General features: G+C 67.2%; 11 protein-coding genes. 5 read left to right on the forward strand and 6 right to left on the reverse strand.

What is annotated here, in order from left to right; genetic code table 11:
- Nucleotides 1-15 precede the first annotated feature (15 nt).
- Nucleotides 16-675 (forward strand): endonuclease III, encoded by a 660-nt coding sequence (nth, locus tag GV044_RS14185; protein WP_159871983.1) that lies wholly within the window; start codon nt 16-18, stop codon nt 673-675.
- A 181-nt stretch (nt 676-856) separates the two neighbouring features.
- Here nth and GV044_RS14190 read toward each other — a convergent pair whose 3' ends face one another.
- A complete protein-coding gene (locus GV044_RS14190; RefSeq protein ID WP_159871986.1) occupies nt 857-2,155 on the reverse strand; it encodes a dicarboxylate/amino acid:cation symporter in 1,299 nt (432 codons plus the stop codon).
- A gap of 252 nt (nt 2,156-2,407) precedes the next feature.
- Here GV044_RS14190 and GV044_RS14195 point away from each other — a divergent pair, with 252 nt between their 5' ends.
- Entirely contained in the window at nt 2,408-2,659 is a 252-nt protein-coding gene (locus tag GV044_RS14195; RefSeq protein WP_159871988.1) for a hypothetical protein, read from the forward strand.
- A 68-nt stretch (nt 2,660-2,727) separates the two neighbouring features.
- Nucleotides 2,728-4,023, forward strand: a complete 1,296-nt coding sequence (locus GV044_RS14200; protein ID WP_236554995.1) for a L,D-transpeptidase family protein — start codon at nt 2,728-2,730, stop codon at nt 4,021-4,023.
- Nucleotides 4,024-4,175: 152 nt separating this feature from the next.
- Here GV044_RS14200 and dapE read toward each other — a convergent pair whose 3' ends face one another.
- A complete protein-coding gene (dapE, locus tag GV044_RS14205) occupies nt 4,176-5,327 on the reverse strand; it encodes a succinyl-diaminopimelate desuccinylase (protein ID WP_159871991.1) in 1,152 nt (383 codons plus the stop codon).
- Between the two features lie 51 nt (nt 5,328-5,378).
- On the opposite strand from dapE, the gene GV044_RS14210 reads away from it, so the two are divergent.
- Complete coding sequence (locus GV044_RS14210) at nt 5,379-5,852, forward strand: cupin domain-containing protein (RefSeq protein ID WP_159871994.1); 474 nt, start codon at nt 5,379-5,381, stop codon at nt 5,850-5,852.
- A 121-nt stretch (nt 5,853-5,973) separates the two neighbouring features.
- Here the strand turns inward: GV044_RS14210 and GV044_RS14215 are convergent, their stop codons facing one another.
- Nucleotides 5,974-6,834, reverse strand: coding sequence for a S1/P1 nuclease (locus GV044_RS14215; protein WP_159871997.1), 861 nt, complete (start codon nt 6,832-6,834; stop codon nt 5,974-5,976).
- Nucleotides 6,831-7,499 (reverse strand): glutathione S-transferase family protein, encoded by a 669-nt coding sequence (locus GV044_RS14220; RefSeq protein ID WP_159872000.1) that lies wholly within the window; start codon nt 7,497-7,499, stop codon nt 6,831-6,833. Before GV044_RS14220 ends, GV044_RS14215 begins: the two co-directional genes overlap by 4 nt.
- 345 nt (nt 7,500-7,844) lie before the next feature.
- On the opposite strand from GV044_RS14220, the gene GV044_RS14225 reads away from it, so the two are divergent.
- Nucleotides 7,845-8,258 carry a hypothetical protein gene (locus GV044_RS14225; protein ID WP_236554996.1) on the forward strand — a complete coding sequence of 138 codons (414 nt, stop codon included), beginning with the start codon at nt 7,845-7,847 and terminating at the stop codon, nt 8,256-8,258.
- Between the two features lie 18 nt (nt 8,259-8,276).
- On the opposite strand, the gene GV044_RS14230 is transcribed toward GV044_RS14225, so the two are convergent.
- Both GV044_RS14230 and yihA read right to left on the reverse strand, forming a co-directional pair.
- A complete protein-coding gene (locus GV044_RS14230; protein WP_159872006.1) occupies nt 8,277-9,149 on the reverse strand; it encodes an NAD(P)-dependent oxidoreductase in 873 nt (290 codons plus the stop codon).
- 67 nt (nt 9,150-9,216) lie between these two features.
- Nucleotides 9,217-9,855, reverse strand: a complete 639-nt coding sequence (gene yihA, locus GV044_RS14235; RefSeq protein WP_159872008.1) for a ribosome biogenesis GTP-binding protein YihA/YsxC — start codon at nt 9,853-9,855, stop codon at nt 9,217-9,219.
- Nucleotides 9,856-9,907: the final 52 nt, after the last annotated feature.

The following is a 9,907-nucleotide window of genomic DNA, read 5'->3' on the forward strand; positions in this document are numbered from 1 at the left end:
CCGGGACGTAGCTGCGTGAACAAGGCCAACGTTTTCGAATTCTTCCGCCGCCTGGCCGAGCTCAACCCAGAGCCCGTCACCGAGCTGGAATACGGCAACGACTACCAGCTGCTGGTCGCCGTGGTGCTCTCAGCGCAATCCACCGACATCGGCGTCAACAAGGCGACGCGAGCACTGTTCCGCGAGGTCACCCGGCCCGACCAGATGGTTGCGCTCGGAGAGGAGGGCCTGAAGGAACACATCAAGACGATCGGCCTGTTCAACTCCAAGGCCAAGCACGTCATTGCCCTCAGCGAGATCCTGGTGCGCGAACATGGCGGCGAAGTGCCGGCCGACCGCGATGCGCTCACCGCCCTGCCCGGCGTCGGGCGCAAGACCGCCAACGTGGTGCTGAACTCCGCGCACGGTGCGGAGACCTTCGCGGTCGACACGCACATCTTCCGCGTCTGCAATCGCACCGGCCTCGCCAAGGGCAAGACGCCGCTGGCGGTCGAGCTGGGCCTCGAGAAGAAGGTGCCTGGCCCGTTCCGCGTCGGCGCGCACCACTGGCTGATCCTCCACGGCCGCTACATCTGCAAGGCGCGCACGCCCGAATGCTGGCGCTGCCCGGTAGTGGACTTGTGCACCTACAAGCCCAAGGTGCTGGAGAAGCCGGGGAAGAAGACAGCACCGTGAGACGCTGGCTGAAGCGCTTCCGGCTGCGCTACGTCACTACTGCAAGGAACGCTGTTTCATTGGCGCGTCGATCGTGCTGACGGTCCTCTGGGTGCTCTGGTAACTGATCAGCTTGCTCGGGCCCTTGCTGGAACTGGCGCTGGCCATTTTCTGAGTAGCGCCCGCTCGACGTTGCCCGTCGCTACTCCTCCCCACTCACCGCCGAGATCACTGTCGCCGCAACCAGGTCGCCCACGACGTTCAGCGTGGTGCGGCACATGTCGAGGAAACGGTCGACGCCCAGGATCAGGCCGATGCCTTCGGGCGGCACGCCGACGCCATGGAGGATCAGGGCGATGACCGGCAGCGATCCGGCCGGCACTCCCGCGGTGCCGACGCCGGCGAGGATGCACACCAGCATGACGAAAGCCTGCTGGCCCAGGTTCAGGTCCACGCCGAAGAACTGGGCGAGGAACAGCACCGTCACGCCCTCGAACATGGCAGTGCCGTTCTGGTTGGCGGTGGCGCCGATGGTCAGCACGAAGCGCGCGACCTTGGCCGGCAGCTTCAGCTCGTCTTCGGCAATGCGCAGCGAGGTGGGCAGCGTCGCGTTCGAGCTGGCGGTGGAGAACGCCATCACGCTCGCCTCCCGCGTCTCGCGGAAGAACGCGACCGGGCTCTTCCTCGCCACGAACTTGAGCAGCAGCGAAAACACGCCGAACATCTGCAGGCCCAGCGCCAGCAGCACGACGCCAACATAGGCAGCAAGCTTGAACAGCAGGTCCCAGCCGAACTGCGCGGCCAGGTTGAACATGAAGCAGAAGATCGCGAACGGAGCGAGCTGGATGACAATGCCGATCAGCTTCATCGCGACTTCAAAGATACCTTCGATCGAGTCCTTCAGCACGTCGGTCTTGGGCGACTGCACCAGCAGGATGCCGATACCGAAGAACAGCGCGAAGAACATCACCGCCAGGATGTCGTTCTCGCTCATGGCCGTGATCACATTGGTCGGCACCAGGCTGAGCACGGCTTCCACCCCGCTCTTGGCGTCCTTGGAGGCGGCAACGATTCCCGACGCAGCCTTGCCTCCTTGCGCCAGCAGCGCCTGCGCCGCCGCACGATCGACGCCTGCGCCTGGCCGCAGCACGTTAACCAGCAGCAGCGACAAGGCGACAGCGATGCCGGAGACGATCACCGTGTAGAGCAAGGTCGCGATGCCGACCCGCCGAAGCGCGCGGATCTCTCCCATTTCGGCAATGCCGATGACGAGCGCGGAGAACAGCAGCGGCAGCACCAGCATGAACAGCAGGCGCAGGAAGACCTGGCCGATCGGACCGGTGACATAGGTCACCACAGTCGTGACCCACGGCGCGCCGGCCGCGAACGTATAGACCAGGAGGCCGGAGACCAGCCCGACGACGAAGCCGATCAGGATGCGCCATTGGAGGCCGTTCGCATGCGTCTCTACCTTGGGCTGGGGTTGCGCGGCGTCAGTCATGCAGTCAGGCTCTCCGGGCGGCACTTGCGCCGCGCCGAGCCAAGCAAGGTGGCGGCCACAACGCAAGGCCGCAGTTGCGGGGCATGGACTAACTGGCGAAGAGAGCAGCGCTTCTTCGGTCCATCGCGCCAGGCGCTCACCCCATCCTTCAGGAACTACCCTGGTTATCCCGCGTTCACTTTTGCACCGACACCTCAAGGCACCCCGGCTCGTCAGGACACCAACGGGCCGTCATCAAGGGAGGTAAGCACGATGCGCATTCGTTATCTGTTGCTCGCAGGACTGGGAGCCACCACGCTCGCCGCCTGCGCCGAGAAGACCCCGCCACCTCCTCCGCCGCCCCCGCCGCCCTCGGGCTCGGTGATCGGCAGCACCGCCGCAGACCGCGATGGCGATGGCATCGTCGATGGCTACTATACCTCGGACGGCATCTATCACCCCTACGCGCCGCCGGCTCCTCCGCCGCCACCGCCGCCGCCCCGCCGCACGGGGGAAAAGGGCTGAAACTCCGTTTCGCGACCCTGTTACTGGCACTGAGCACTCCCGCCGCCACGCTGGCGGCGGGAGCCTTGGTGTCGAGCGAAGCCTTGGCCAAGGCACCCGCGAAACGCGGCGTGGTCAAGGCCAAGCGCGCCGTTCCCAAGCGGACGGCCAAGCCGAAGCCGGCGTCGGTCGATCCCGCCTTGCTCGCCGCGATCCGCGACGAGGTGAGCGGCGATGTAAAGCGCTTCTACGTGGAGCGCGGTTATCGCCCACTCTGGGCGCTCGACAATCTCATCGGCCCCGCCGCGGGCACCTTCATCAGCTATCTCGAGACTGCCGACCAGGACGGTCTCAATCCCTCACGCTATGATCCCGACAAGCTGCGCGAGGCTGTCGCGCGAGCGCGGGGCGGCTCGCCCGCCGAGGTGGCGCAGGCCGAAGTCCTGCTCTCACGCGCCTTCGCTCGCTACGTGGCCGACCAGAAGCGATCGAACGTGCGGATCATCTGGGCCGACCCCAGGCTCAAGCCGGACAAGCTCAAGCCCGATGAGGCGCTGCGCGCTGCGGCCTTCCCCGACTCCTTCAACGACTACGTGGCGCAGATGGGCTGGATGAGCCCGCAATACGTGCGCCTGCGCAAGCTGGCCGGCCAAGCCCGGAACCTCTCCGACGACACGTGGGACCGACTAGCCGTGAACCTGGACCGCGCACGGCTGCTGCCCGGACCTTACGTGCGCCACATCGAGGTCGATGCCTCCTCCGGACAGCTGTGGTTCTACGAGGCCGGGCGTCAGGTCGGCACCATGCGCGTGGTCGTCGGGGCCAAGGAGACGCAGACCCCGATGATGGCGGGCACGGTGCAGTGGGCGATCCTCAACCCCTACTGGAACGTGCCGACGTACCTGGCGCGCAACTCGATCGCCCGCAAAGTGCTGTCGGGGCGCTCGCTTGCGTCGATGCACATGGAGGCGCTGACCGACTGGAGCGCCGACGCCCGCGTCGTGCCGGAGAGCGCGATCGACTGGCAGGCGGTGGCCGCGGGCACTCAGGAGGTGCGTTTGCGCGAGCTGCCCGGCTCGGCCAACTCGATGGGACGGGTCAAGTTCCTGTTCCCCAATGAGGAGGGCATCTACCTCCACGACACGCCGCGGCGCGACTTGCTCGCCAAACCCGATCGACACTTCAGCAACGGCTGCATCCGTCTGGAGAACGCTGGCCTGCTCGGCCGCTGGCTACTGCAGAAGCCGGTGCCCACCGCAACGAAGCAGCGCGAACAAGCGGTGCCGCTGCCGGTGCAGGTGCCGGTGTATCTCACCTACCTCACGGCGACCGGCGACAAGACGGGGCTGGCATTCCGGCCGGACGTCTATGGGCGTGACAGCTGAATTCAACTGATCCTCCCCTGCAAGGGGAGGTAGCAGACGCGCAGCGGCTGACGGAGGGGTGTCACCGCTGGTCGAATGTGCAACGGAGAGGGTTGCACCCCTCCACCGCCTCCGCCCCCCTGGCAAGGGAGGATCTGACGCTCCGCAAGCGGCTACCCCGCCAACGCCGCCACCGCGATGCGTCGATAGATGCGCGCCAGCATTTCCAGATCGGCCAGCGCCACTGCCTCGTCCAGCTTGTGCATCGTTGCGTTGCACAGGCCGAACTCGATCACGGGCGACAGGTCCTTGAGGAAGCGCGCGTCGGAGGTTCCGCCGCTGGTCGAAAGCTCCGGAACCAGCCCCGTCTCCGCCTCCACCGCATCGGAGACCATGGCCGAGAAGTCACCCGGCTGAGTCAGGAACGCTTCGCCCGAGATCAGCGGACGCGCCGTGCCGCCGTGGCGGGCGGCGACTTCGGCCACGCGAGCAGCGAGGCCGGCGCCTGTGTGCCGGTCGTTGAAGCGGATCGAGATGCGCGCGCTCGCCTTGGCGGGGATCACGTTGTGTGCGGGATTGCCGACCGTCAGGTCCGTCACTTCGAGGTTCGAGGCCTGGAACCAGTCGGTCCCCTCATCGAGCGGCATCGCTTTCAATTCCGCCAGCATGGCGACGAGGCGGGTGATCGGATTGTCCGCCAGGTGCGGGTACGCGACGTGGCCCTGCACGCCTTCGACGTCGAGGAACACGTTGATCGAACCGCGCCGGCCGATCTTGGCCATGTCGCCCAGGCGGTTCACCGAGGTGGGCTCTCCGACCAGGCACAAGTCCGGAATGGCGCCCAGATCGCGCATGCGTTCGATCAGTGCGAGAGTGCCGAACCGTGCCGGCCCCTCCTCGTCTCCCGTGATCACGAAGCTGAGCGTTCCGGCCTCGACAGGGATCTCGCGTGCGGCTGCCGTCATCGCCGCGATCGAGCCCTTCATGTCGACAGCGCCCCGGCCAAAAAGCAGCTCGCCGCGGATCTCGGGCGCGAAGGGCGCGCTGGTCCAGCCTTCCCCGGGCGGCACGACATCGAGGTGGCCGGCGAAGGCGAAGTGGCGCGAACCTGCGGGGCCGCGGCGGATTGCTAGCAGGTTCTCCACCGGTCCGTCGGGCGCTTCGCCGGCCAGGAAGCGGATGACTTCGAAGCCAAGCGGGGCGAGCTGGCCTTCCAGGCAATCGAACACCGCGCCCGTCGCGGGGGTCACGCTGGGGCAGGCCATCAGCGCCTGCGCCAGCTGTGCGACGGTCTGGACGGGTGGAAGTTCGACGGTCTGGCTCATGCCGGTCCCATCGCATATGCGTGTCGCACCACACAAGTGCGCGAGGACCGGATGCCCAGGCTCGACCCCGAAGAGATCGCCGCGACCAATCGCACCGGCTACCCCGCGCCGTTCGACGCAGCTGTGGCGGGCCGGTGGTATCGCCGCCTCGGCCCGGTGGCGGGACTGACGTCGCTGGGCGCCAGCCACGTGACGCTGGAGCCCGGCGCCTGGTCCAGTCAGCGCCACTGGCACGACGACGAGGACGAGCTCCTGGTGATGATCTCAGGCCGCGCAGTGCTGATCGAGGGCCCTGAGGGCGTGCCGCCCACGCGGACCCTGCTCGGCCCCGGCGACACTTGCGTGTGGGCGGCGGGCGACGGCATCTCGCACCATCTGGTGAACGAGAGCGACGCTCCGTGTACTTTCGTGGCGGTGAGCGCCGGCAATCCGGACGGAAGCGGCGGCTACCCCGACATCGACCTCATGTTCGCAGGCGACGATTACCTCCACAAGGATGGGACTTTGTACCCGCCAAAAATGTAAGCCAGGCCCTCGGCCGGCATGCTTCGACCGCAACGCCCAGACCTAGCGCCTGTCCTGTTCAGGTTGACCCTAACTATCTCCGTTCGTGGATAAAGGCGCTTCCGCCTAAGCAGGACGAACTCTAAGCCAAAGCCTCATCCAGCATCCGCGCCAGCCGCAGCCCTGCCTGCTCGATGCGCTGCTGCACCACCGGCAGGCTCGCCTCGATCGCGGGCTCGGGCCAGGTCACCTGCCTGGGCTCCTCGCCTTTGCCGCCCGTGGCACAAGGCACCGTGCCGCCGAATGCCTGCGGGTAGAGGAAATCGCGCGCAATCTGCCAGCTTTCTCGCAGCCAGTCCTCGGGCGTGCCGGTCTGCATCCGCGTCCGCTCGGCCGCATCGTATTGGCGCACGAGCGTCGGTCGGGCGGAGGAGATCGCCCGCTCGGTCATCACCGTGTCCCAGATCGAATGGAGGTTCTTGCCCGGCACGATGCCGTAGCTGGACTTCACCAGGTTGCCGCCCTGGTCGTGGCTGTCGGCACCGTGAAGCGGCTGGTGGATGTCGCCGACGAAATGCGTCACGAAGATCAGCGCCTCCAGCCGCTGCGTGTGCGGCAGCGTTCGGTCAGTCAGGATGCGGCGGTTGCGCTCGATCTGCGCGGTCACGCAGTTGCCATTGGCGCAGTCCGACTTGATGTCGAAGGCGCCGCAGACCGGCTCGTCCTGGTAGTGCCACGGCGAGGTATAGGCCCAGCGCCATTGCTCGCCCTTGATGCAATCTGGCCAGACCGCGGCGTCCTCCAGGCTGCGCACCCGGCACTTGGGCGTGCCGAGTTCGCGGTCATCCCGCAGCAGCACCGCGATCCGCGCGCGCGTGGCCGGCTTGACGTTGTCGAGCGCGATCGCCGCGACGGTGCGGTGTCCGTAGGCGCCCCAGGCCAGCGCCGGTGCGGCCCACAGGCCCGCCAGCGCGGCGAGCAGCAAGGCAAGCCGCCGGATCATTGGCCGACCGGAACCTCGTACTGCTCGATCACCCACTGCTCCGCCTCGGCGGCAGCGACCCACTGGCGCATCCATTCGTGCTCCCACACCGCCTGCATGTAGGAGGCGGCGAAGCCCGGAACGCCGATGCCGTACGTGCGGAAACGGCTGACGACCGGCGCGTAGATCACGTCGGCGGCGCAGAAGGTGCCGAACAGAAACGGCCCGCCCTTCCCGAAGCGCGCCCGCGCCTCGGCCCAGAGCGTCAGGATGCGCACGATGTCGGCGCGCACGTCGCCGTCGATCTCGAGGCCGCTGACTTGCGCGCGCACGTTCATCGGGCAGGTGCGCCGCAGCGGCAGGTAGCTGGAGTGCATCTCCGCCACCATCGAGCGGGCCATCGCGCGCGGCTCGTCATCCTTGGGCCAGAAGCGGTCGCGCCCGACCTTGTCGGCGAGGTATTCAATAATTGCCAGGCTGTCCCACACCACCGCGTCGCCGTCCCACAGGACGGGCACCTTGCCCGACGATGGCGCGAGTTCCTCGGCGCTGCGCTTGCGCTCCTCCCAGTCCTCTCCGAGGATGGGGACGGTCAGCTCCTCGAAGCCGAGGCCAGACTGCTTGACGGCGAGCCAGGCGCGAAGGCTCCAGCTCGAGTAGTTCTTGTTCCCGATGATCAGCTTCATGGGCGGCGTCCCTCTTGCTGCAGGCCCGCGCCTAGAGGTTCAGCCACGGTGTGTCGAGGATGAACGGCCCAGCAGGTCGAGAGCACGCAGGGAACCGGCTCGCGCTTGCGCAGGTTGTTCGCGGCAAGGGAGAAATCGATGTCCAGGACCTTCCTCGTGGCGGTGGCTGTCTTGATAGCGCTGGCGGGCTGCGACGGTTCCGCCGAGGGTGCCAAGATCGCACCCTCACCTAGCGCGTCGAGCGAGCCGCAGAGCGCGGAGGCCGCCGCTGCAAGCGCACCCACTGCCGCCCCGCCTGCCGCTGCGCCGGTTGCTCCGCCCCCGCAGCCCCCCGCTCCTCCTGTCATGCCTGCGCCTCCGCCTCCTCCACCGCCGGTGCTCACGCCAGAGGCGGAGAAGGGTGAGAAAGGCGCACGCAATGTGCTTCTCACTTGGGCGCGAGCGCTGGAGAACCACCAGTTCGGCACCGCATGGGAGCAGTTCGGCCATCCACCCTCCAGCCGCGCCGCCTTCGCGCGCTGGTGGCAGCGGTATCGCACGATCATGGTGACCTTGGGCGAGGGCGTGGTCGAGGGCGGCGCAGGATCGCTCTACTACGAAGTGCCCGCGACAGTGAGCGGCGAGACGGTGCAAGGCCGGCCCTACCGGCTTCAAGGCAACGTGGTGGTACGCCGGGTCAACGACGTCGACGGCGCGACCCCGGCACAGTTGCGCTGGCACATCGACAGCGCGGATCTGAAGGACGTGGGTGCTCGTTAGCGGTCGGGGAGCTCGCGCCTACAATCCCGCGTCGGCGGCGACGATCCTGGCGATCCCCGACCAGTCGATATCCTCGCCTTCGCGAGCAATCGTCGAGAGCAGATGATCGTGCACGACGCCGAGCACGGGCATCGGCACCCGTGCTTCCTCGGCTGCGTTCTTGACAAGTCGCATGTCCTTGAGCCCAAGCGGCGCTGCAAAGCCGGCGGGTCGGAAGGCCTCCTCAACCAGCATCTTGCCGTAGTTGCGATGGACCAAGCCGCCGAACAGCGTCTCTGTGAGCACTTCGTTCAGCGTCGCGCGCTCGATCCCGTTCTTGACGCCGAGCGTCATTGCCTCGGCCATGCTCTCGATCGAGGCCATGATCATGAAGTTGCCGCACAGCTTGACCACGTTTGCCTGGGCAGGCTCTTCGCCGACGGTAAAGGTGCGCTGGCCGATGGCATCGAACAGCGGCTGGACCTGCGCGATGTCCTCGGACGCGCCTGCCGCCACGACGAACAGCTTGCGGGCGGCTGCGGCGTCCGGCCGGCCGAAGACCGGAGCGGAAACGAAGCGCCCACCTGCATTCCGGTGCGCCTCGTCGAGCCGCTTCGCCAGCGTGGGGCTGATGGTGCTGAGCGACACGTGCAGCACAGGCTCTGCGGCCGAGAGCAAACCACCCTCACCGAAGCTCACGGCCTCCAGCGCGGCATCGTCGGCCAGCATCGTGAAGACCACGCCTCCCGGCGCCGTGTCCGCCGGGCAACGTGCAAGCCGCGCGCCTTGCGACACCAGATCGTCGGCCTTGTCGGGACTGCGGTTCCAGAGGCTCACCTGATGGCCGGCCGAGACCAGATTGGCGGCGATCGCATGGCCCATTTGGCCCAGCCCAACAAACCCGACGTCCATCGACAAGCATCCTTTCCGGTAAACCCGCGCCGCAGATGTGGCGCGGGTTTGCCGGCTTTCCAGAGGCTCAGGTGGTTATATCGTCCAGCACCGCGGCGCGCAGTTCGGCGATGCCGAGGCCCTTCTCCGACGAGGTCACGTGCACCACAGGAAACGCCGCCGAGTGCTTGCGCGCCTCTGCCTGCGTGGCGGCGGTGACGGCTTCCAATTCGCTGGCCTTGATCTTGTCCGCCTTGGTCAGGACAATGCGATAGCCGACGGCGGCCTGGTCCAGCATCTCCATCATCTCGCCGTCGACCGGTTTCACACCGTGGCGCGCGTCGATCAGCAGCAGCGTGCGCTTGAGCACCACGCGCCCGCGCAGATAGTCGCGCACCAGCCGGCGCCATTGCTCCACCACGGATGGCGGCGCCTTGGCGAAGCCGTAGCCCGGCATGTCGACCAGGCGGAACACGCGCGGTTCGCCGACATCGAAGAAGTTCAGCTCCTGCGTGCGGCCCGGCGTCACCGACGTGCGCGCGATCGCCTTGCGGTTGGTCAGCGCGTTCAGCAGCGAGGACTTGCCCACGTTCGAGCGGCCGCTCAGCGCGATCTCGGGCGAGACCGGATCTGGCAGGAACTGCAGCTGCGGCGCGCTCTTGAGGAACGTCACCGGCCCGGCGAACAGCTTGCGGGCGGGCTCGAGGTTGTCGGGTTCGTCGGTCATGATGCGCCTTCAATCTTCTGTGCTCCTCCCCCTCAAGGGGGAGGAGCACAGA

The sequence above is a fragment of the Novosphingobium sp. 9U genome (assembly GCF_902506425.1).
GTDB lineage: Bacteria > Pseudomonadota > Alphaproteobacteria > Sphingomonadales > Sphingomonadaceae > Novosphingobium.

What these genes read in the sequence shown, in the direction of transcription:
- GV044_RS14230 (WP_159872006.1), bottom strand. Translation starts at nt 9,149, where the DNA reads ATGGACGTCGGGTTTGTTGGGCTGGGCCAAATGGGCCATGCGATCGCC.
- GV044_RS14220 (WP_159872000.1), bottom strand. Translation starts at nt 7,499, where the DNA reads ATGAAGCTGATCATCGGGAACAAGAACTACTCGAGCTGGAGCCTTCGC.
- GV044_RS14210 (WP_159871994.1), top strand. Translation starts at nt 5,379, where the DNA reads ATGCCCAGGCTCGACCCCGAAGAGATCGCCGCGACCAATCGCACCGGC.
- dapE (WP_159871991.1), bottom strand. Translation starts at nt 5,327, where the DNA reads ATGAGCCAGACCGTCGAACTTCCACCCGTCCAGACCGTCGCACAGCTG.
- GV044_RS14225 (WP_236554996.1), top strand. Translation starts at nt 7,845, where the DNA reads ATGCCTGCGCCTCCGCCTCCTCCACCGCCGGTGCTCACGCCAGAGGCG.
- GV044_RS14215 (WP_159871997.1), bottom strand. Translation starts at nt 6,834, where the DNA reads ATGATCCGGCGGCTTGCCTTGCTGCTCGCCGCGCTGGCGGGCCTGTGG.
- GV044_RS14195 (WP_159871988.1), top strand. Translation starts at nt 2,408, where the DNA reads ATGCGCATTCGTTATCTGTTGCTCGCAGGACTGGGAGCCACCACGCTC.
- GV044_RS14190 (WP_159871986.1), bottom strand. Translation starts at nt 2,155, where the DNA reads ATGACTGACGCCGCGCAACCCCAGCCCAAGGTAGAGACGCATGCGAAC.
- yihA (WP_159872008.1), bottom strand. Translation starts at nt 9,855, where the DNA reads ATGACCGACGAACCCGACAACCTCGAGCCCGCCCGCAAGCTGTTCGCC.